21 protein-coding genes and 1 tRNA gene are annotated in these 20,208 nt (G+C 56.2%); 11 read left to right on the forward strand and 11 right to left on the reverse strand.

Features of this window, described 5'->3' with window-relative positions:
• The first annotated feature begins 79 nt into the window (after positions 1-79).
• Positions 80-155, forward strand: a tRNA-Lys gene (locus SB719_RS17105).
• Between the two features lie 400 nt (positions 156-555).
• Complete coding sequence (locus SB719_RS17110; protein WP_065648754.1) at positions 556-891, forward strand: FlxA-like family protein; 336 nt, start codon at positions 556-558, stop codon at positions 889-891.
• On the opposite strand, the gene SB719_RS17115 is transcribed toward SB719_RS17110, so the two are convergent.
• The gene (locus SB719_RS17115) at positions 888-1,808 is read right to left on the reverse strand and encodes a LysR family transcriptional regulator (RefSeq protein ID WP_065648753.1); all 921 of its coding nucleotides are present in this window, start codon (positions 1,806-1,808) and stop codon (positions 888-890) included. The two genes, SB719_RS17110 and SB719_RS17115, sit on opposite strands and share 4 nt — an antisense overlap.
• A 99-nt stretch (positions 1,809-1,907) precedes the next feature.
• Here SB719_RS17115 and SB719_RS17120 point away from each other — a divergent pair, with 99 nt between their 5' ends.
• Positions 1,908-2,906, forward strand: a complete 999-nt coding sequence (locus SB719_RS17120; protein WP_412159509.1) for a bile acid:sodium symporter family protein — start codon at positions 1,908-1,910, stop codon at positions 2,904-2,906.
• A gap of 22 nt (positions 2,907-2,928) precedes the next feature.
• Here the strand turns inward: SB719_RS17120 and SB719_RS17125 are convergent, their stop codons facing one another.
• The 3 genes from SB719_RS17125 to zipA all read right to left on the reverse strand — a co-directional run bounded on the left by SB719_RS17125 (position 2,929) and on the right by zipA (position 6,284).
• The gene (locus SB719_RS17125; protein ID WP_412159510.1) at positions 2,929-3,153 is read right to left on the reverse strand and encodes a DUF3820 family protein; all 225 of its coding nucleotides are present in this window, start codon (positions 3,151-3,153) and stop codon (positions 2,929-2,931) included.
• A 1-nt stretch (position 3,154) separates the two neighbouring features.
• Entirely contained in the window at positions 3,155-5,173 is a 2,019-nt protein-coding gene (gene ligA, locus SB719_RS17130; RefSeq protein ID WP_412159511.1) for an NAD-dependent DNA ligase LigA, read from the reverse strand.
• 100 nt (positions 5,174-5,273) lie between these two features.
• A complete protein-coding gene (gene zipA, locus SB719_RS17135; RefSeq protein WP_304236186.1) occupies positions 5,274-6,284 on the reverse strand; it encodes a cell division protein ZipA in 1,011 nt (336 codons plus the stop codon).
• Between the two features lie 217 nt (positions 6,285-6,501).
• Here zipA and cysZ point away from each other — a divergent pair, with 217 nt between their 5' ends.
• The 6 genes from cysZ (at position 6,502) to crr (ending at position 11,453) form a co-directional block, all read left to right on the forward strand.
• Positions 6,502-7,260: a sulfate transporter CysZ gene (gene cysZ, locus SB719_RS17140; protein ID WP_314688913.1), complete on the forward strand. Its 759-nt coding sequence runs from the start codon at positions 6,502-6,504 to the stop codon at positions 7,258-7,260.
• A 142-nt stretch (positions 7,261-7,402) separates the two neighbouring features.
• Positions 7,403-8,374, forward strand: coding sequence for a cysteine synthase A (cysK, locus tag SB719_RS17145; protein WP_065648748.1), 972 nt, complete (start codon positions 7,403-7,405; stop codon positions 8,372-8,374).
• A 16-nt stretch (positions 8,375-8,390) separates the two neighbouring features.
• The gene (locus SB719_RS17150; RefSeq protein ID WP_065648747.1) at positions 8,391-8,585 is read left to right on the forward strand and encodes a hypothetical protein; all 195 of its coding nucleotides are present in this window, start codon (positions 8,391-8,393) and stop codon (positions 8,583-8,585) included.
• Between the two features lie 179 nt (positions 8,586-8,764).
• Positions 8,765-9,022, forward strand: coding sequence for a phosphocarrier protein Hpr (gene ptsH / locus SB719_RS17155; RefSeq protein ID WP_007889063.1), 258 nt, complete (start codon positions 8,765-8,767; stop codon positions 9,020-9,022).
• A 157-nt stretch (positions 9,023-9,179) separates the two neighbouring features.
• Positions 9,180-10,907, forward strand: coding sequence for a phosphoenolpyruvate-protein phosphotransferase PtsI (gene ptsI / locus SB719_RS17160; RefSeq protein ID WP_065648746.1), 1,728 nt, complete (start codon positions 9,180-9,182; stop codon positions 10,905-10,907).
• Between the two features lie 42 nt (positions 10,908-10,949).
• Positions 10,950-11,453 (forward strand): PTS glucose transporter subunit IIA, encoded by a 504-nt coding sequence (gene crr / locus SB719_RS17165; protein ID WP_039379452.1) that lies wholly within the window; start codon positions 10,950-10,952, stop codon positions 11,451-11,453.
• 84 nt (positions 11,454-11,537) lie between these two features.
• Here the strand turns inward: crr and cysM are convergent, their stop codons facing one another.
• The 7 genes from cysM to SB719_RS17200 form a co-directional block, all read right to left on the reverse strand.
• A complete protein-coding gene (gene cysM, locus SB719_RS17170) occupies positions 11,538-12,419 on the reverse strand; it encodes a cysteine synthase CysM (RefSeq protein ID WP_065648745.1) in 882 nt (293 codons plus the stop codon).
• A 72-nt stretch (positions 12,420-12,491) separates the two neighbouring features.
• On the reverse strand, positions 12,492-13,580 hold the full coding sequence (gene cysA, locus SB719_RS17175) for a sulfate/thiosulfate ABC transporter ATP-binding protein CysA (protein ID WP_065648744.1): 1,089 nt from the start codon (positions 13,578-13,580) through the stop codon (positions 12,492-12,494).
• Complete coding sequence (gene cysW / locus SB719_RS17180) at positions 13,570-14,442, reverse strand: sulfate/thiosulfate ABC transporter permease CysW (RefSeq protein ID WP_065648743.1); 873 nt, start codon at positions 14,440-14,442, stop codon at positions 13,570-13,572. The genes cysA and cysW overlap by 11 nt, the downstream gene beginning before the upstream one ends.
• Complete coding sequence (gene cysT, locus SB719_RS17185) at positions 14,442-15,275, reverse strand: sulfate/thiosulfate ABC transporter permease CysT (protein ID WP_039379465.1); 834 nt, start codon at positions 15,273-15,275, stop codon at positions 14,442-14,444. Before cysT ends, cysW begins: the two co-directional genes overlap by 1 nt.
• Complete coding sequence (locus SB719_RS17190) at positions 15,275-16,291, reverse strand: sulfate ABC transporter substrate-binding protein (protein WP_314689580.1); 1,017 nt, start codon at positions 16,289-16,291, stop codon at positions 15,275-15,277. Before SB719_RS17190 ends, cysT begins: the two co-directional genes overlap by 1 nt.
• 203 nt (positions 16,292-16,494) lie before the next feature.
• Positions 16,495-17,109, reverse strand: coding sequence for an RpoE-regulated lipoprotein (locus SB719_RS17195; protein WP_412159512.1), 615 nt, complete (start codon positions 17,107-17,109; stop codon positions 16,495-16,497).
• A gap of 78 nt (positions 17,110-17,187) precedes the next feature.
• The gene (locus SB719_RS17200) at positions 17,188-17,613 is read right to left on the reverse strand and encodes a GNAT family acetyltransferase (RefSeq protein ID WP_065648740.1); all 426 of its coding nucleotides are present in this window, start codon (positions 17,611-17,613) and stop codon (positions 17,188-17,190) included.
• A 209-nt stretch (positions 17,614-17,822) separates the two neighbouring features.
• Between SB719_RS17200 and amiA the strand changes: the two genes are divergently transcribed.
• Positions 17,823-18,680: an N-acetylmuramoyl-L-alanine amidase AmiA gene (gene amiA, locus SB719_RS17205; protein ID WP_412159513.1), complete on the forward strand. Its 858-nt coding sequence runs from the start codon at positions 17,823-17,825 to the stop codon at positions 18,678-18,680.
• A gap of 47 nt (positions 18,681-18,727) precedes the next feature.
• Positions 18,728-19,672 (forward strand): oxygen-dependent coproporphyrinogen oxidase, encoded by a 945-nt coding sequence (gene hemF, locus SB719_RS17210; RefSeq protein ID WP_314689586.1) that lies wholly within the window; start codon positions 18,728-18,730, stop codon positions 19,670-19,672.
• The last annotated feature ends 536 nt before the right edge of the window (positions 19,673-20,208 follow it).

A 20,208-nucleotide genomic window follows, 5' to 3' on the forward strand; every position in this document is an offset into this window, starting at 1 on the left:
GGTGATTAGCTCAGTTGGTAGAGCATCTCCCTTACAAGGAGGGGGTCGGCGGTTCGAACCCGTCATCACCCACCACTTCGGGTCGTTAGCTCAGTTGGTAGAGCAGTTGACTTTTAATCAATTGGTCGCAGGTTCGAATCCTGCACGACCCACCAAATTCAGAAAAAAGCGCCCTATGGGCGCTTTTTTTGTTTCTTTCGGGCGTCATCAGCATCCGGGCGCCATTAATGACGCCCCTGCAAACAAACCACGCTGATCGCACCTGCAGGGGCCGCATTAATGCGGCTCTGTTTTATGCGATATACCCGACCCAGGGCGGCATTAATGCCGCCCCTACGGTTTCATGATACGCAGGGGCCGCATTAATGCGGCCCTGGTTTATGCGATATACCCGACCCAGGGCGGCATTAATGCCGCCCCTGCGGTTTCATGATACGCAGGGGCCGCATTAATGCGGCCCTGAAATCAGCGCGGCCTCAACATCCGGGCGGCACACCTGAAGCCTTTGCTGCTGCTGCCGATAACCTCTTCAGGGTCTATGGCAAGGAGAAAATCATGACAGCAATATCAGGTATCAGCAGCATCGGAACAGGTGGCAGCAGCGGGGGCGGAGCAGCCTCCGAGATTGCCGGGATTAATAAACAGATCGCCGCGATTACCAGCCAGCTTAAATCTCTGGCAGACGATCATACGCTGACGCAGGAGCAAAAATCAGAACAGCAGCAGATGCTGGAGAGCCAGATTCAGATGCTGTATGCACAAATTGCTCAGATCCAGCAACGCGAAGCGGAAAAAGCAGAGCAGCAGCAGCAAACTGAACAGCCGGCCAGTGCCAGAGCCGACGGCATCAACCGGCCAACGCAAGACAACCAGCTCGACGTCTATATCTAAAACGCCGGGTAGAGTGAGCGATTGTGCGTCAGCAGCGCTGCCTGCTGGCGCACCTCCTGCCAGACCGCTTCAGCAGCCGGCGTAAGCGAACGGTTTTTACGTTTGATCAGCATCAGGCTACGGTTCATCTCCGGATAAAGCCGGCGTACCACCAGTTTACGTCCTGAAGGCAGCGGCAGCGCCAGGGCCGGTAAAATACTGATGCCGATGCCCGCTTCCACCATCGGGTAGAGCGTAGCCGGATGACCAATCTCCTGTACGACATTCACGCCGATTGCCAGCTGCTGCAATATCGCGTCAACCAGCATCCGGCTGCCTGATGCATAATCCTGCAATACCATATTGCGATCTGTCAGCATCGCCCAGGTCACTGTCTCTGTTTGCGCCAGCGCGTCATTCTGGTGACACAGCAGCAGAAAAGGCTCCTGCAGGATCTCTTCGGCATCAAACTCTGCGTCACCCAGTGGGCCAATCACAATGCCAAAATCAACTTCGGCATTGCGCACGCTTTGCAGCACCGCCTGCTGCACCCTGTCGTGCAGGATCACGCGGATATCGGGATAGTGCTGCTGCGTGCTGGCCAGACATTGCGGCATCAGATGCGCGGACGGCGTCTGGCTGGCTGCAACCCGCACGGTGCCGCTGCGCTGCTCGCCGTAACTGCGTACATCCAGCAGCGTAGTATTCAGCTCTTCCAGCAGGCGCGTCAGCCGGGTTGCCAGCTGCTGCCCTGCCCCGGTCAGCAGTACCTCACGCGTTGTCCGGTCCAGCAGGCGCACGCCTATTTCCGCCTCCAGCTCTTTCACACTGTGGCTGACCGCCGACTGACTTAACCCTATCAGCTGTCCCGCCTGACTGAAGCTTCTCTGACGGGCAACCGCGACAAAGGTTCGCAGCTGACGCAACGTATAATTCATCGATTATGCTCATAGATTAATGCAATAAATCAATTTTATTTCTAAACGTACCTGACGCACAATCTCTGCCAGACTTTTTCTTTTAACCGGACATTAACAATGGGCTTTTTACGACTCGATCCCATGATGATTAAACTCATCATTACCGTGCTGCTGGCCAGCTTTCTGCCGGCGCGCGGCGGTTTTGTCGACTTCTTCGAATACCTCACTACGGCCGCTATCGCCCTGCTCTTCTTCATGCACGGTGCCAAACTGTCACGTGAAAAGATTATTGCCGGCAGCAGCCACTGGCGTCTGCACCTGTGGATTATGTGCAGTACGTTTGTGATTTTTCCGGCGCTGGGACTGCTGCTGGTCTGGTGGCACCCGGTTAATGTCGGGCCTGAAATTTATACCGGCTTTCTCTACCTCTGCATTCTGCCTGCCACCGTGCAGTCATCTATTGCCTTTACCTCTATGGCGGGCGGCAATGTCGCGGCAGCGGTCTGTGCTGCGTCAGCGTCCAGCCTGCTGGGCGTGTTCATCTCTCCCTTACTGGTCAATCTGGTGATGAACGTCCACAGTGCGGCACCGAGCAACGGTCTGGAGCAGATTGGTAAGATTATGATGCAGCTGCTGGTGCCGTTTGTTATTGGTCACCTCTCCCGCCGCTGGATTGGCGGCTGGGTGGAAAAGCATCGCAGCCTGATTGGCAAAACCGATCAAACCTCAATTCTGCTGGTTGTCTACTCCGCATTCAGCGAAGCGGTTGTGAATGGCATCTGGCATCGCGTCGGTATGGATACCCTGCTGTGGATCCTGGCGGGCAGCCTGCTGCTGCTGCTGATTGCTCTGGCAATCAATATCGGTGCTTCACGACTGTTTGGTTTCAGCCGGGCTGATGAAATCGTGGTGCTGTTCTGCGGTTCAAAAAAGAGCCTCGCGAACGGTGTGCCGATGGCGAACATTCTTTTCCCGGCCAGCGCGGTGGGCATTATTGTCCTGCCGCTGATGATCTTTCATCAGGTACAGCTGATGATCTGTTCGTTCATTGCCCAGCGCTATAAAGCAGGGAATGAAAAGCAGCTGGCGCAGCAGCCAGAAGCGCAGAAATCGTAATAAAAAGCCCGCGCAAGCGGGCTTATTTATTTGGGGTTCGCCTGAGCGGTGTGACCAGTCCCTGCAAACCCTCAATTTTAATGGCCAGCGTAAGCTGCATCAGCTCACCCAGCGTACCTGTCGGGAACGCGTTTTTACGTGCAAACCAGAGCAGATACGCTTCCGGCAGATCGATCAGCAGCCGCCCCTGATATTTACCAAATGGCATCACCGTGCTGGCGATGGCCAGCAGCTGCTGTTTATCCATCTTACACGTCCAGCAGGCGGATCATCTCCGCTTCGTCGATGACCGGAATACCCAGCTCCTGCGCCTTCGCCAGCTTGGAGCCCGCCGCTTCGCCAGCGATCAGCAGATCGGTTTTCTTTGATACGCTGCCGCTGACTTTAGCACCCAGCGCGGCGAGACGCGCTTTCGCATCATCGCGGTTCATCTGCGACAGAGAGCCGGTAAGCACTACCGTTTTACCGGCAAACGGACTGTCGATCTCTTCAGCTTTGATCGCCGCGACCGCAGGCCAGTGAACACCTATCTCTTCTGTCAGCTCGCGGATCACCTCACGATTGCTCTCTTCTTCCATAAAATTGCGTACGTGGGCGGCCACAACCTTACCCACATCCGGCACCGCAATCAGCGCGTCGAGATCGGCATTCATCACCCGCTCCAGCTCGCCAAAGTGACGGGCGAGGTTAGCCGCCGTGGCTTCACCCACCTCGCGGATCCCCAGCGCATACAGGAACCGCGGCAGCGTGGTCAGCTTTGCTTTCTCCAGCGCGGCCACCACGTTTTGCGCCGATTTTGGCCCCATGCGATCCAGCCCGGTCAGTTTGCCTGCCGTCAGGCGAAACAGATCGGCAGGCGTTTTCACATACTCTTTCTCAACCAGCTGATCGATAATTTTATCTCCCATGCCATCCACATCCATGGCGCGGCGCGAGACAAAATGCTTCAGTGCCTCTTTACGCTGGGCACCGCAGATCAGCCCTCCGGTACAGCGCGTCACCGCTTCACCCTCTACCCGCTCCACGTCAGAGCCGCATACCGGGCAGTGCTGCGGAAACACAATTTCACGGGCGTCAGCCGGTCGATCAGACTCCACAACGCTGACCACCTGCGGGATCACATCACCGGCGCGGCGAATCGCTACGCGGTCGCCGATGCGCAGGCCGAGACGGGCGATCTCATCAGCGTTGTGCAGGGTGGCATTACTCACTATCACGCCTGCAACCTGCACCGGCTCCAGGCGCGCGACCGGCGTAATGGCACCGGTGCGTCCAACCTGAAAATCAACGTCGCGCACCACGGTGAGCTGCTCCTGTGCCGGGAATTTAAAAGCGATCGCCCAGCGCGGCGCGCGCGCCACAAAACCGAGCCGCTCCTGCAGCGCCTGTGAATCGACTTTAATTACCACGCCATCAATATCAAAACCGAGTGCCGGTCGTTCCTGCTCAATATGATGATAAAACGCCAGCGCTTCATCAGCGGTATGAACCAGCTTGATGCGCTCACTGACCGGTAAACCCCAGGCTTTGAACTGCTGCAGGCGTGCCCAGTGGCTGGCCGGCATTTCGCCGCCCTCCAGCAGACCAAAACCGTAGCAGAAGAAAGTCAGCGGGCGTCTGGCAGTGATACGGGGATCGAGCTGACGCAGCGAGCCGGCTGCTGCGTTGCGCGGATTCGCAAAGACTTTACCACCGGTACGTCGCGCTTCTTCATTGAGCTTTTCAAAACCGCTTTCAGTCATAAACACTTCACCACGCACTTCCAGCCGCGCCGGGATATTGTCGCCCTGCAGCCGCAGCGGAATCGCCCGGACGGTGCGCACGTTAGCCGTGATATTTTCGCCGGTGGTGCCATCACCGCGGGTGGCGGCCCGCACCAGTAAACCGTTTTCATACAGCAGGCTCACCGCCAGACCGTCCAGCTTGAGTTCACAGCAGTAGGTCAGCTCCTCGCTGCTCTTAAGCCGATCCTGCACGCGCTTGTTAAAGGCGCGGAACCCCGCTTCATCAAAGGTATTGTCCAGCGACAGCATCGGAACTTCATGCCGCACCTGCTCAAAAGCGGTCAGGGGGGATGCGCCGACCCGTTGGGTAGGTGAGTCGGGCGTAATCAGATCCGGGTGCGCGCTCTCAAGCTCGCGCAGCTGATTCATCAGCCGGTCATATTCAGCATCCGGGACTTCCGGCGCATCCATCACGTGGTAGAGATACTCATGATGACGCAGCGTAGTACTGAGCGCGGCGATCTGCTCCTGAACTGATTTCATAGCGTTTATCCGATAAAAAACCCCCGGCTGGCGGGGGTTGATAATGACTCTGTTTCACGCTGCAGGTTGCGGGCGTGAACATGTGATACTGCTGTAGCGGTTAGCCGCCCGTAACCTCGCGAATGCGGGCTTTGTAAGTCTCAAGCTTCTGCGGCGTCATCATACGGCGCTCATCATCGAGCACCACACCGCCGACGTCATCAGCAATACGCTGGGCTGACTGCAGCATCAGTTTAAAGTTCTGATGCGCATCGCCGTAGGATGGCACCATCATAAACATAGAGACGCCTGGCGTGGTAAAATCACCCATTGTGTCAGGGTTAAAAGATCCCGGTTTCACCATGTTAGCCAGGCTGAACAGAACAGGACCGCTGCCGGCCGGACTCAGATGACGGTGGAAAATATTCATCTCGCCAAACTGGAAACCTGCCTGTAATACGCCCTGCAGCAGCGCTTCACCATTCAGCGCCCCGCCTGCATGAGCGGCCACGTGCAGAACCAGAACAGTCTCTTTTTTACTGCCCGGAGCAGCAGGCTGCGATGCCGTTTCCTGTGGCGCTGGCGCCGCCTCAGGCTCATGTACTGCTTCAGACTCAGGTGCGGGGGTGAATTCCGGCACAGGCTGTATCGCCGGATGCGGTTCGTTATCCAGGAGCGGATCGGGCTGTACCGGTGCAGGCTGCGGTTTCACTACCGGCTGCGGCGCAGGCTGCTGTGGAACAGGTTGTGGCACAGGCTCCGGAGAAACAGGCTGTTGCGGCGCAGGCTTGCTGTCCAGCAGCGGGTCGCCCGTCAGCGGGGTTTCATGTTGTGCAAAAGGCTGGCGTGCCGGCTCCGGCGCACGCGGCGCAGCCGGTTTTGCTGGCGGCGCGGTGAATACAGGTGCATCACTGTCGTCATGCTGACGATGCACGCGCACTTCACCCACGCCATCCTCTTCATCACTCAGCAGATCGTCATCCGCGTCATCGCGCTGTTTGAGACGTTTGTGCGGGCGATCGCGAAATACAGACGAACGCTCTTTACGACTGGTCCACAGTCCGTGAAGAAGCAGCGCTATTATGGCGATCGCGCCAACAACGATTAATATCAGACGCAAATCCTGCATCATTGTATTCTCTGTTGTTCCAATACCTTGCCACCACGGCAAACTTTATCCTCTAACTGTATTTGCCCTGCTACACAAGTGCAAGTCTGCGCACTATTTTCTGACAAATAAGATACCCAGCCGACGCTTTTTCGCTGTTTTTTCGCACAAAGCAGGCCAGCTCACCGGAAAAAGCCAGGGTATGATGTTGATGCCGCTACTTACAGGAGAAAGGCTTGTTATGCCCGCAGAGAATTCAGTCTCATCATTTAATGGTCTTCACTACTTTGCCCGCGGCTGGAACCTGGTGCATATGCGAGGAATTCGTCGCTATGTCATTGTGCCGCTGCTGGTGAATGTGCTGCTGCTGGGCGGCGCGTTTTACTGGCTGTTCCGGCGGCTGGGCGAGTGGATCCCGCAGCTGCTTTCACACGTGCCTGACTGGCTGCAGTGGCTGAGTTACCTTATCTGGCCGCTGTCAGTGATCTCAATTGTGCTGGTGTTTGGCTACTTTTTTTCCACGCTCGCCAATCTGATTGCCGCGCCTTTTTGCGGCCTGCTGGCTGAACAGCTGGAGGGACAACTCACCGGCAGGCCGCTGCCTGACAGCGGCTGGATGGGTCTGCTTAAAGATTTGCCGCGCATCATGAAACGTGAACTGCAAAAACTGGGTTACTACCTGCCACGCGCGCTTGGCCTGCTGCTGCTCTATTTTATTCCGGGCTTTGGCCAGATAGTGGCGCCGGTGCTGTGGTTTCTGTTCAGCGCATGGATGCTTTCCGTGCAGTACTGCGACTACCCGTTTGACAATCATAAGGTCAGCTTTTCGCATATGCGCACCGCCCTGCGGCGGCATAAAGTCGCCAATATGCAGTTTGGGGCGATGGTCAGCCTGTTTACCATGATACCCATTCTGAATCTGGTGATTATGCCGGTCGCCGTATGCGGCGCTACCGCAATGTGGGTCGATCGCTATCGTGCTGATTTAGCTCGTCATTAACAGAGCAAATTCAGGCTTATGCTTTTTTCCGCACGGCTTATGGTCAGGGGCTATATAGATATACTATTTCTTTCCTTCCGCGCGGGGACAGAACAGGTATCCTCAAAGGGTTCCCAATATTTCATACAGTTAAGGACGGGCAATGAGTAAGATCTACGAAGACAACTCGCTGACAATTGGTCATACGCCGCTGGTTCGACTGAACCGCATCGGTAACGGACGTATTCTGGCGAAGGTCGAGTCGCGTAACCCGAGCTTCAGCATCAAGTGCCGTATCGGTGCCAATATGATTTGGGATGCAGAAAAACGCGGAATTCTGAAGCCTGGCGTAGAGCTGGTTGAGCCAACCAGTGGTAACACGGGTATCGCGCTGGCTTACGTCGCCGCCGCGCGTGGTTACAAACTGACGCTGACCATGCCAGAGACGATGTCAATTGAGCGCCGCAAGTTGCTGAAAGCGCTGGGTGCCAATCTGGTGCTGACCGAAGGGCCGAAAGGCATGAAAGGCGCGATTGCAAAAGCGGAAGAGATTGTCGCCAGCGATCCGGATAAGTATGTTCTGCTGCAGCAGTTCAGCAATCCGGCCAACCCGGAAATTCATGAAAAAACCACCGGCCCGGAAATCTGGGAAGATACCGATGGTGAAGTCGATGTCTTTATCGCCGGCGTCGGCACCGGTGGTACGCTGACCGGCGTAAGCCGTTATATCAAGAATACCAAAGGTAAAAAAGAGCTGATTACCGTGGCGGTAGAACCCACCGATTCGCCGGTTATCGCGCAGGCGATGGCGGGTGAAGAGATCAAACCGGGTCCGCACAAAATTCAGGGCATCGGCGCAGGCTTTATTCCCGGTAACCTTGACCTGCAGCTGGTTGATCGGGTTATCGCTATCACCAATGATGAAGCGATCAACACCGCACGTCAGCTGATGGAAGAGGAAGGTATTCTTGCCGGTATCTCATCGGGTGCGGCCGTCGCGGCAGCGCTGAAGCTGCAGGAAGATGAAGCTTTCGCCAACAAGAATATTGTGGTGATTCTGCCCTCTTCCGGTGAGCGCTATCTCAGTACCGCACTGTTTGCCGATCTGTTCACGGAAAAAGAGCTGCAGCAGTAAGCGTCAAAGTCTTAAAGTGTCGAAAAAAGCACCCCTCTGGGTGCTTTTTTGTGGCGCAGATCTCACTTTCATCACCGGGCAGATTGATTTCAGTGATGTCGCTCTGGTATTTAAGCTGCCAATTATTTCGGTGCCTGAAATTAATCTGCCCTTGAAGTGGATCAAGCTGAATCGATTTACTGATTTGGCGAAATGGCGAATCACGGCATAATTAACCCGATGACGAACAAACGCAGTTGTTGATCCGTCATTGCTAAGATGGCTTATTCATCAAAGCGCCCTTTTTGGTCAGCATGATGCCATACCAGCGCACCTATACAGGCTAAAGTTACGGCTCCAGGCTAGACTTTAGATCCATAACACCAAACCTGAAAAAGTTGGGGAAATAGCATGTTCCAGCAAGAAGTTACCATTACTGCACCAAACGGTCTGCACACGCGTCCCGCTGCACAGTTCGTCAAAGAAGCCAAAGCGTTCCAGTCAGAAATCACTGTTACCTCTAATGGCAAATCTGCCAGCGCAAAAAGCCTGTTTAAGCTGCAGACGCTGGGTCTGACTCAGGGAACGGTTGTTACGCTCTCTGCTGAAGGTGAAGATGAGCAGCAGGCGGTTGAACATCTGGTCAAGCTGATGGCTGAGCTCGAGTAAACTCGCGCGGTCACCACTAAATCGACTCCTTTGCCCCATTGAGTGCAACTATCTTGATCGCGGACAACCTGTCCGCGATATCGCTTCACTAGAGTACTGCTCCACGACAATGGCAATGCATCGGGTCAACGAGCCATCGTGATAAAAAGGTAGGGTTATGATTTCAGGCATTTTAGCATCACCGGGTATCGCTTTCGGCAAAGCACTGCTGCTGAAAGAAGATGAGATCGTCATCAACCGTAAAAAGATTACAGACGACCAGGTTGATCAGGAAGTTCAGCGCTTCCTTGATGGACGTAGCAAAGCAGCAGAACAGCTTCAGGCGATCTGCGTCAAAGCCGGTGAAACCTTCGGTGAAGAGAAAGCGGCGATCTTTGAAGGTCACATCATGCTGCTGGAAGACGAAGAGCTTGAGCAGGAAATCATTGACCTGATTAAAAAAGATCATGTCACCGCTGACGCTGCGGCTCACTCTGTGGTTGAAGGCCAGGCTAAAGCGCTGGAAGAGCTCGATGATGAGTATCTGAAAGAGCGCGCAGCTGACGTACGTGATATCGGTAAACGTCTGCTGCAGAACATTCTTGGTCTGCACATGGTCGATCTCAGCTCGATTGCTGAAGAAGCGATTCTGGTAGCAAAAGATCTTACCCCGTCTGAGACCGCACAGCTCAACCTGAAAAAGGTGCTGGGCTTTATCACCGATCTGGGTGGACGTACCTCGCACACCTCAATCATGGCGCGCTCACTGGAGCTGCCTGCGATTGTCGGCACCGGCAGCGTGACCACCACCGTTAAAAACGGTGATTTCCTGATTCTGGATGGCGTAAACAATAAAATTTATGTCAATCCGACTGAAGCGGAACAGGAAGAGCTTAAAGCGATTCAGACCCAATACCTTTCTGAAAAACATGAACTGGCCAAGCTGAAAGATCTGCCCGCTATTACGCTGGACGGTCATCAGGTTGAAGTCTGCGCCAACATCGGTACCGTGCGCGACGTGGCAGGTGCAGAGCGTAATGGTGCAGAAGGCGTAGGGCTGTATCGTACCGAATTCCTGTTTATGGACCGCGATTCGCTGCCTTCAGAAGAAGAGCAGTTCCAGGCGTATAAAGCAGTCGCAGAAGCCGTGGGTTCACAGGCTGTTATCGTACGTACTATGGACATCGGCGGCGATAAAGATTTGCCGTATATGAACCTGCCTAAAGAAGAGAACCCGTTCCTGGGCTGGCGTGCGATCCGTATCGCAATGGATCGTAAAGAGATCCTGCATGCCCAGCTGCGTGCCATTCTGCGCGCCTCCTCTTTCGGTAAACTGCGCATCATGTTCCCGATGATTATCTCGGTTGAAGAAGTGCGTTTCCTGAAAGCAGAGCTGGAGACCCTGAAAGCGCAGCTGCGCGAAGAGGGTAAAGCCTTTGATGAGTCCATTGAAGTGGGCATCATGGTAGAAACCCCGGCTTCAGCCGTTATCGCCCGTCACCTGGCGAAAGAAGTCGACTTCTTTAGTATTGGGACAAATGACCTGACGCAGTATACTCTGGCGGTCGATCGTGGTAATGATTTGATTTCACACCTCTATAACCCAATGACGCCATCTGTGCTTGGCCTCATTAAGCAAGTGATCGACGCATCACATGCCGAAGGGAAATGGACCGGCATGTGTGGTGAGCTGGCTGGTGATGAACGTGCTACACTACTGTTACTGGGAATGGGGCTGGACGAATTCAGCATGAGTGCCATTTCGATCCCAAGCATCAAGAAAATCATTCGTAATACCAATTACGAAGATGCTAAGGCTCTGGCAGAGCAGGCTCTGGCTCAACCCACAGCGGAAGATTTGATGAATCTGGTCAACAAATTCATTAAAGAAAAAACGCTCTGCTGATCCACGTGATGCTGGCCCCAAATTACTGCTTAGGAGAAGATCATGGGTTTGTTTTCTAAACTTTTTGGCGAAAAATCAGAAAGCGCGTCAGGGACTATCGATATTGTTGCGCCTCTGTCAGGCGAAATTGTCAATATTGAAGACGTACCTGATGTCGTGTTTGCTGAGAAAATCGTGGGTGATGGGATCGCAATCAAACCGACTGGCAACAAAATGGTTGCACCGGTTGATGGGACTATCGGCAAGATTTTTGAAACTAACCACGCGTTTTCCATTGAGTCAGACAACGGCATCGAGCTGTTTGTCCACTTCGGTATCGATACGGTAGAGCTGAAAGGTGAAGGCTTTAAACGTATTGCCGAAGAAGGTCAGAAAGTGAAAAAAGGCGACGTTGTGATCGAATTCGATCTGCCGCTGCTGGAAGAGAAAGCGAAATCCACGCTGACACCGGTTGTGATCTCGAATATGGATGAGATCAAAGATCTGACCAAGCTTTCAGGTCAGGTGACGGTTGGCGAAACGCCGGTTATTCGTATTAAAAAGTAACGGACGTTAGCCCTCTCTGAAAACGGCACCCATCGGGTGCCGTTTTTGTTTCCCGGACGCGAAAAACGCAGCGGGCAGATACTGTCAGTGAAAGACACCGGTGGAGAGATAACGATCGCCCCGATCGCAGACGATCGCCACTATCACGCTGCCGGGCTGCGCCCGGGCGATGCGCAGCGCCCCCGCCACGGCGCCGCCGGAGCTTACGCCGCAGAACAGCCCTTCACGCTGCGCCAGCGCACGCATCGTCTCTTCCGCTTCCTGCTGCCCCATATCCATGATCTCGTCTACCACCTCAGGGCGCCAGATGCCAGGCAGATAGGCTTCAGGCCAGCGACGAATACCGGGTATGGCGCTGCCTTCCTGCGGCTGCAGGCCAATGACTTTGACCGCCGGCGCGTGCTCTTTCAGAAAACGGCCCACGCCGCTGATGGTGCCGGTCGTGCCCATGCTGGAGACAAAGTGCGTCAGGCGCCCGCCGGTCTGCTGCCAGATTTCCGGGGCAGTGGTGAGATAGTGGCCCAGCGGATTATCGGGATTGTTAAACTGATCGAGCACCCGGCCTTCGCCGCGATCGGCCATCGCCTGCGCCAGATCGCGTGCGCCTTCCATGCCCTGTTCACGCGTTACCAGCACCAGTTCGGCCCCGTAAGCGCGCATCGCATCCTGTCGCTCCTGACTCATGTTCTCCGGCATCAGCAGCCGCAGCCTGTACCCTTTGAGCGCGGCGATCATCGCCAGCGCAATACCGGTGTTGCCGCTGGTGGCTTCAATCAGCCTGTCGCCGGGCCTGATTTCACCGCGCAGCTCAGCCTGATGAATCATCGACCAGGCGGCGCGATCTTTCACTGAGCCGGCCGGGTTATTCCCCTCCAGCTTCAGCCAGACTTCGCTGCCATTGTCGGGCGACAGGCGTTGCAGCCTGATCAGCGGCGTATTGCCGATGGTATTTTCCAGAGTGGTCACGATCGTTTTCCAGGCGCAAGAGAGGCAATAAAAACGGGCGGGAAAGTCCCGCCCGAAAGAGATGTCAAAATATCAGGCGCTCTCGGCAAAGGCAACCGGGCGCAGCGGGGTATTCCCCTGATAGAGACGAGCCTGCTGCAGCCCCACAAACAGACGCTCACCGCGTACCGGGGCCGCCTGCTCACCTTCGAAGACCACGGTAAACGGCTCTTCATGCCAGCCTGAGGCCTGTACCACCAGCTGCCAGAAGTGTCCGCGCGGACTGATTTCCAGCACCTGTACCGGCAGCGGCGTCTCCAGGCTGCTCTGCCGTGAGACATCCACTTCCCACGGGCGCAGGAAGAGTTCAACGCCGCCCTGATGCGCTGGCGTATAACCCAGCGGCCAGTGATGTGCAGCGACGTGGAACTGCGAGCCGTGTACTTCGCCCTCAAAGCGATTGACCTCGCCCAGAAACTCCAGCACAAAGCGGGTAGCGGGTTCACGCCACACTTCGTCCGGAGAACCGGTCTGTTCAATATTCCCCTGGCTCATTACGACCACGCTGTCTGCGACTTCCATCGCCTCTTCCTGATCGTGCGTAACAAACACGCTGGTAAACTTCAGCTCTTCGTGCAGCTGACGCAGCCAGCGGCGCAGCTCTTTACGCACCTGCGCATCCAGTGCGCCAAAGGGCTCATCCAGCAGCAGAATCTGCGGCTCTACCGCCAGCGCACGCGCCAGCGCCACGCGCTGCTTCTGTCCACCGGAGAGCTGGGCCGGAAAGCGGTTTGCCAGATGCGCCAGCTGCACCATCTCCAGCAGACGCGTGACGCGCTGTTTGATCTCCCCTGCAGAGGGGCGCTCGCGGCGCGGCAGCACTGTCAGGCCAAAGGCGATGTTGTCAAACACCGTCATATGGCGGAACAGCGCGTAGTGCTGAAAGACAAAGCCTACCTGGCGATCGCGGGCATGAATGCGGCTGACATCTTTGCCATGGAAATGAATTTGTCCGCTGTTCTGATGCTCCAGCCCGGCAATAATACGCAGCAGAGTGGTTTTACCCGAGCCGGAAGGCCCCAGCAGCGCCACCATTTCGCCGGAAGGAATATCCAGAGAGATATCATTCAGCACCGGGGTGCGGCCAAAGGCTTTATTAATTTGTTTGATCTCAATGCTCATGATTTTCCTCCTGTTGGCGCTTCCGCTGATGCTCTAATCGCCACTGCACCACGCTCTTCAGAAACAGCGTCACAATTGCCATCAGGGTCAGCAGCGCCGCGGCAGTGAATGCGCCTACGGTGTTGTAATCCTGATGCAGTAATTCAACCTGAAGCGGTAAGGTATAGGTCTCACCGCGAATCGATCCTGACACCACCGACACTGCACCAAACTCACCGATGGCGCGCGCGTTGGTCAGTACTACGCCGTAGAGCAGCGCCCAGCGAATGTTGGGCAGCGTCACGCGACGAAACATCTGCCAGCCGGATGCGCCAAGCAGCACCGCAGCTTCATCTTCGTTACTCCCCTGGCTCAGCATCACCGGCACCAGCTCACGTACCACAAACGGACAGGTAACAAATACGGTGGCCAGCACCATACCGGGCCAGGAAAACATAATCTGAATGTTGTGTGCGTCAAGCCAGCCGCCTGCCGGGCCGTTAATGCCCCAGAACAGCAGATACATCAGACCCGCGACTACCGGCGACACCGCAAACGGAATATCAAACAGCGTCAGCAGCAGCTGCCGTCCCGGAAAGGTAAAGCGGGTGACCAGCCACGCCAGCAGCGTGCCAAACACCAGGTTTACCGGAACGGTAATGAGTGCAACCAGCACCGTCAGCCAGATCGCGTGCAGCATGTCGCCATCCTGCAGGTTGCTGAACGCCTGTCCCACGCCCTGCGCCAGCGCCTCCCAGAAGATAGAGATCATCGGTACCACCAGCAGCAGTATCGATATCAGCGCGCCGGTGCCAATCAGCAGCCATTTGCCCCAGTTAACAGGCTCACGCTCAGCGCGATTGATGTGAGAAATTTCCGCCATCAGTGACCTCCCAGGCGACGGCCAAAGCGGCTCTGCAGCGTATTAATGGCAAACAGCAGCAGCAATGAGGCAGCAAGGATCACCGAAGCGATAGCACTGGCAGCCGGATAATCAAACTCCTGCAGACGAACAAAAATCATCAGTGACGTCACTTCGGTTTTCCACGCAATGTTGCCGGCGATAAAAATGACTGCACCAAACTCCCCGAGGCTGCGGGTAAACGAAAGCGCCGTTCCGGCCAGCAGCGCCGGGGCTACCTCAGGCAGCACCACACGACGGAAGCTCTGCCACGGTGTGGCACCCAGCGTTTCAGCGGCTTCCTCATATTCCGGGCCCAGCTCTTCCAGTACCGGCTGAACGGTACGCACCACAAACGGAATGCTGGTGAACGCCATCGCAACCGCGATGCCAATCCAGGTATAAGAGACTTTGATATCAAAATGCGCCAGCCACTGACCATACCAGCCGTTAACGGAAAAGAGTCCGGCCAGCGTCAGCCCCGCTACCGCTGTCGGCAGCGCAAACGGCAGATCCATCAGGCCATCCAGCAGCGTACGGCCCGGAAAGCGATAACGGGTCAGGATCCACGCCATCAGCATGCCAAACACCGCGTTGAACAGCGATGCCACGCCGGCTGACAGCAGCGTCACTTTATAAGCCGCTACCAGCTGCGGGCTGGAGATCACCGCCCAGTACTGCGCAAGCGTCATCTGCGACAGCTGCATCAGCAGTGCGCTGATAGGCAGCAGCAGAATCAGACAGGTAAACAGCAGGCTGGTGCCGAGGCTCAGGCCAAAGCCCGGCAGGACGCGTTTTTGTGCTGTAGCAAACATCAGCCCCGCCCCGCTGCCAGTAATTTATCCAGTTCGCCGCCGCTGGCGAAATGCGTTTTCATCACCTGCTCCCAGCCGCCAAATGCTTCTTTGACATTAAACAAGGTGGTCTGCGGGAAGCGGTCCTGCTGTTCTGCCATCAGCTGCGGATTGTTTACGCGGTAGTAGTAACGCGTAATGATTGCCTGGGCCGCTGGCGTGTAGAGATAGTTCAGATACGCTTTAGCTGCGTCGGCGGTGTTGTTATGCGCCACATTTTTATCCACCCAGGCAACCGGAAACTCCGCCAGAATGTTGTTGCGCGGCACAATCACTTCGTAGTCATCTTTGCCATACTGATTACGGATATTGTTCACTTCTGACTCAAAGCTAATCAGGACGTCACCCATACCGCGTTCGGCAAACGTGGTGGTTGCGCCGCGTCCGCCGGTATCAAACACCTCAACGTTTTTCAAAAACTTTTGCATATAGGCTTCGGTTTTTGCGCGATCCTGGCCGTCAGCTTTTTCCGCGGCGCCCCAGGCAGCAAGATAGGTATAGCGACCGTTACCGGAGGTTTTCGGGTTCGGGAAAATCAGCTTTACGTTGTCGCGCGCCAGATCGGCCCAGTCGTGGATCTGCTTTGGATTACCCTTACGCACCAGGAACGCCATAGTGGAGTAGAACGGTGAGCTGTTATTGGGCAGACGGCTCTGCCAGTCAGCGGCAATCAGGTTGCCTTTATCATGGAGCACCTGCACATCAGTAACCTGGTTGTAAGTTACGACATCTGCCCGCAGCCCCTGCAGGATGGCCAGCGCCTGTTTGGACGAGCCGGCGTGAGACTGCTTAATCGTCAGTTTATCGCCAGGGTGCGCGGCGTCCCACTGCTGTTCAAACGGTGCGTTAAGCGCCACAAAGAGTTCGCGTGACACATCATAAGAGCTGTTCAGCAGCTCCGTTGCCTGCGCAGCCGCTGCCAGTGACAGTGACAGCGCCACGCCGCTGAGCCATGTTTTCAAAACCGGAAGTGTCATGCAGCACCCTGATAAATAGAAATCCAGCCTGGGCCAGTAGATGCTGTCAGTGTATTTATAACTTCGCGGAAAACTGTAACGGTTTTATATATCTTTTGGGGATTTAAAAGTCGAAAAAGGCATAAGCGATCGGCAGAGAAAAGCCGGTTTTCAGAAATATACGCAGGCGGGTGCGGGCCGCGTAAAAGCGGCCCCCGGCAGGGTTAGCGCTGCCAGACAATTTTACTGAGCGTCCAGCTTTTCAGCGTGTCATCTGACGGCATCAGGCCCGTCGGGCCGTGCCACTTGCCGCTGTAGACATAAGAGATATGCTGACTGCCCGGCGCCCGGCACTCGACGTCATGCGCATCAAGGCCCGCGACCATTTTGCAGTTGCTGAATGCTTTGGTAAACGTATCGCTGAAGCGGTCACCAATTTTATTGCCGCTGCTGCTCTCTGCCGCGGTGTCCAGCACCTCAATACGCTCAACGGCGGGCTTGCCGCTGATGACCAGTTTAACGTTGCCATCCTGCAGCGCCTGCCAGAACTCAACCACCTGCCCCTGCTCACTGCGCATGCCCTGTCGCAGCTGGTAATCATTATTCAGCGCCTGCGAAACAGCGGATTCGCTCATCAGGGTGCTGCCATTAAGGCCTGCCACACCCTGCTCGGTTACCTGCAATGAACCACCAAACCAGCTCAGCGGATTCAGCGCGGCCCAGTGGTAAGTCAGCGGATTATACCAGTGGCTCTCGTGCTCTGCCGGTGCCTGGCCGGTAGTGGCGCAGCCTGACACGGCCAGCGCCGCCGCCAGCGCCGCAAAACGTACAGCTTTCATGCTAACTCCATGGTTTCAACTTTATCGCGTGCCTCTTGGAGTCGCGTAATGGCAAAAAGTTTAGCTGGCCGATCCCCATCAATATTCGCGATCTTCAATCAGCCGCTTGCCCAACAGCAGCGCATCCACGGGCTCATAGTCGAGCTTTTCATAGAATGCGACGACCTGATCGTTCTCTTCACGCACCATCAGATGAATTTTCGGACAGCCGCGCGCAATCAGTTTTTTCTCCAGCCGGTTCATCAGCGCATTGGCAAAGCCACGTCCCTGATAGTCCGGATGCACGGCAAGATAATAGGCTGAACCGCGGTGGCCGTCATAGCCCCCCATCAGCGTGCCGACCACTTCGCCGCCCACTTCAGCGACCAGAAACAGTTCCGGGTCATGATGCATTTTGCGTTCGATATCCAGCTCCGGGTCGTTCCACGGACGTAACAGATCGCAACGCTCCCAGAGCGTGATTACTTCATCAAAATCTTCCTGGCGGAAAGAGCGAATTTCCATCGACGTGTCCTGCTGATCGGCATAATTCGCTGATTATCACGCATTCTTTGCGTGGTGCAACCCTCCTGCTCCGCAATGGCAGAAAAAAGCGGCTAAATCCGGGTTAGCACCGTGCAATACAAAGTAATACGCTGAAATGGTTGCGGGGTCGCTGTACAGCGACGGTTACGCTATAACACTGGGCTGATTTCTCCGCCAGGGACCTGTAAATGAAAAAGATTTCACTGCTTTCACGCCTGACTAACCGTCGCCAGCTGATTCTGTCGGGACTGGCGCTGGCCGTTCTTTCGCCGCGCGCGGTTCAGGCCAAAGAGACGCGGGCAGAGGTCACGGCGGCGCCACGTCATGCCGCGACCAGGCCTGCTGCCAGCGGTAAGCGCATTGTGATGATCGACCCCGGCCATGGCGGTATCGATTCCGGCGCGGTCGGACAGGAAGGCGCGGAGGAGAAACATATCGTGCTGGAGATTGCCAGTACCGTGCGTACGCTGCTGCAGTCGCATCCGCGCATTGAAGTGCGGCTGACGCGCGACAGTGACCACTTTATTCCGCTTTATCAGCGGGTTGAGATTGCGCATCAGCACGGCGCAAGCCTGTTTATGTCGGTCCACGCTGACGGCTTTACCAGTCCGGATGCCAACGGCGCCTCGGTGTTTGCCCTGTCCAATCGCGGTGCCAGCAGCGCGATGGCACGCTATCTGTCGCAGCGTGAAAATGATGCGGATAAAGCTGGCGATGCCGCCGTGCAGCAGAAAGATCACTATCTGAATGAGATTCTGTTTGATCTGGTGCAGACCGATACCATTCGCAACAGCCTGACGCTGGGTAAACATGTGCTGGATCAGATCCGCCCGGTGCATCACCTGCATAGTCAGCATACCGAACAGGCCGCGTTTGCAGTGCTGAAGTCGCCCTCTATTCCCTCCGTACTGGTGGAAACCTCGTTCATTACCAATCCGCATGAAGAGCAGCTGCTGGGCACTGCCGCATTTCGCCATAAGATCGCTGCCGCCATCGCTGACGGAATTGTTAACTATTTTGCTGAGTACGATCGTCGCCAGGCATGATCCCGGGCTGTGGTAAGCTTACGGCACATTTACAGAGAGAGTGATGCATGAGCAATCCCGATATTTCACGCGTTAAAGCGTTTTTGCTGACGCTGCAGGATGAGATCTGCAATCAACTGGCTGCCGCAGACGGACGTGCAACGTTTGCTGAAGATAGCTGGCAGCGTCCCGGCGGCGGCGGCGGGCGCAGCCGGGTTCTGCGTAACGGCGCAGTGTTTGAGCAGGCCGGGGTAAACTTTTCCCATGTGCATGGCGATCAGATGCCCGCCTCAGCCACCGCACATCGGCCGGAACTGGCGGGACGCAGTTTTGAGGCGATGGGCGTCTCGCTGGTCGTGCATCCGGAAAACCCCTATGTGCCGACCAGCCACGCTAACGTGCGCTTTTTTATCGCGGAGAAGCCCGGCGCCGATCCGGTCTGGTGGTTCGGCGGCGGTTTTGATCTGACCCCTTACTACGGTTTTACCGAGGATGCGCTGCACTGGCATCAGACCGCGGCCACCCTCTGTGAGCCGTTTGGCGAGGATGTCTATCCGCGCTATAAAAAATGGTGCGATGACTATTTCCACCTGAAGCATCGCAACGAACAGCGCGGCATTGGCGGTCTGTTTTATGACGATCTGAATACGCCAGACTTTGATCGCTGTTTTGACTTTATGCAGGCGGTAGGCCTGGGCTACCTGCAGGCTTATCTGCCGATTGTTGAACGCCGTAAAGCGCTGCCGTGGGGCGATCGCGAGCGTCAGTTCCAGCTCTATCGCCGCGGACGTTACGTTGAGTTTAACCTGGTGTGGGACCGCGGCACGCTGTTTGGCCTGCAGACCGGCGGCAGAACGGAGTCAATTCTGATGTCGATGCCGCCGCTGGTGCGCTGGGAGTATGACTATCAGCCGGAACCCGGCTCACCGGAAGCGCAGCTGTATACAGATTTTCTGCCCGTGCGGGAGTGGCTTAAAGGGAGTGGCGCTGAGCAGCGCGGGGCTGTGCGCTAAGCAGCGCGGGGCTTTATGCTAAGCAGCGCGAGGCTCTGAAGGGGTTCCGCCCGCCAGGCTTCTGGCAGTTTCAGCGGCATTTCCGCACGCGGACGGGCTAAGGGGCGGGTGGGCGCGCCCCTTAGCAATCCGCGCCCCGCGCCGTCCTCGCGAATTCCCGGCCTCATCCCTCCGGCCTTAACGGACCGCGCGGATTCGCTCCTGCTCACCCCGCGCTCTCGCCGGCGTCCTGCCGGCTCGCCCTGGCCGTCACGCTGCGCCCGGCGCTGCGGATGGCGCCCCCCTCTTCCCGCCTGCACATTCATTTTTTTCATTCTTAAAAGTGGCGAAGCCTGAAGTTCAGGCGCAGGACTGCCAGCCATGAAAAAACAACATAACGAAAAAAGAGCAGCAGCAGCGGGAAGCGCCATCCGGGTCCGCCGAGGGAGGGCACGGTTCCGGGATGAGCCGACAGGACGTCGGCGAAAGGGCGCGGTGAGCAGGAGCGAATGGCGGCCGGTCCCCGGGAAGCGGGCGTGAGCGAGGGAACCGCGCAG

This window comes from Pantoea sp. SIMBA_079, assembly GCF_046940275.1.
Lineage (GTDB): Bacteria > Pseudomonadota > Gammaproteobacteria > Enterobacterales > Enterobacteriaceae > Pantoea > Pantoea borealis.

Coding starts and splice junctions, on each gene's coding strand:
- SB719_RS17110 (WP_065648754.1), top strand. CDS start 556: ATGACAGCAATATCAGGTATCAGCAGCATCGGAACAGGTGGCAGCAGC.
- SB719_RS17115 (WP_065648753.1), bottom strand. CDS start 1,808: ATGAATTATACGTTGCGTCAGCTGCGAACCTTTGTCGCGGTTGCCCGT.
- SB719_RS17120 (WP_412159509.1), top strand. CDS start 1,908: ATGGGCTTTTTACGACTCGATCCCATGATGATTAAACTCATCATTACC.
- SB719_RS17125 (WP_412159510.1), bottom strand. CDS start 3,153: ATGGATAAACAGCAGCTGCTGGCCATCGCCAGCACGGTGATGCCATTT.
- ligA (WP_412159511.1), bottom strand. CDS start 5,173: ATGAAATCAGTTCAGGAGCAGATCGCCGCGCTCAGTACTACGCTGCGT.
- zipA (WP_304236186.1), bottom strand. CDS start 6,284: ATGATGCAGGATTTGCGTCTGATATTAATCGTTGTTGGCGCGATCGCC.
- cysZ (WP_314688913.1), top strand. CDS start 6,502: ATGCCCGCAGAGAATTCAGTCTCATCATTTAATGGTCTTCACTACTTT.
- cysK (WP_065648748.1), top strand. CDS start 7,403: ATGAGTAAGATCTACGAAGACAACTCGCTGACAATTGGTCATACGCCG.
- ptsH (WP_007889063.1), top strand. CDS start 8,765: ATGTTCCAGCAAGAAGTTACCATTACTGCACCAAACGGTCTGCACACG.
- ptsI (WP_065648746.1), top strand. CDS start 9,180: ATGATTTCAGGCATTTTAGCATCACCGGGTATCGCTTTCGGCAAAGCA.
- crr (WP_039379452.1), top strand. CDS start 10,950: ATGGGTTTGTTTTCTAAACTTTTTGGCGAAAAATCAGAAAGCGCGTCA.
- cysA (WP_065648744.1), bottom strand. CDS start 13,580: ATGAGCATTGAGATCAAACAAATTAATAAAGCCTTTGGCCGCACCCCG.
- cysW (WP_065648743.1), bottom strand. CDS start 14,442: ATGGCGGAAATTTCTCACATCAATCGCGCTGAGCGTGAGCCTGTTAAC.
- cysT (WP_039379465.1), bottom strand. CDS start 15,275: ATGTTTGCTACAGCACAAAAACGCGTCCTGCCGGGCTTTGGCCTGAGC.
- SB719_RS17190 (WP_314689580.1), bottom strand. CDS start 16,291: ATGACACTTCCGGTTTTGAAAACATGGCTCAGCGGCGTGGCGCTGTCA.
- SB719_RS17195 (WP_412159512.1), bottom strand. CDS start 17,109: ATGAAAGCTGTACGTTTTGCGGCGCTGGCGGCGGCGCTGGCCGTGTCA.
- SB719_RS17200 (WP_065648740.1), bottom strand. CDS start 17,613: ATGGAAATTCGCTCTTTCCGCCAGGAAGATTTTGATGAAGTAATCACG.
- amiA (WP_412159513.1), top strand. CDS start 17,823: ATGAAAAAGATTTCACTGCTTTCACGCCTGACTAACCGTCGCCAGCTG.
- hemF (WP_314689586.1), top strand. CDS start 18,728: ATGAGCAATCCCGATATTTCACGCGTTAAAGCGTTTTTGCTGACGCTG.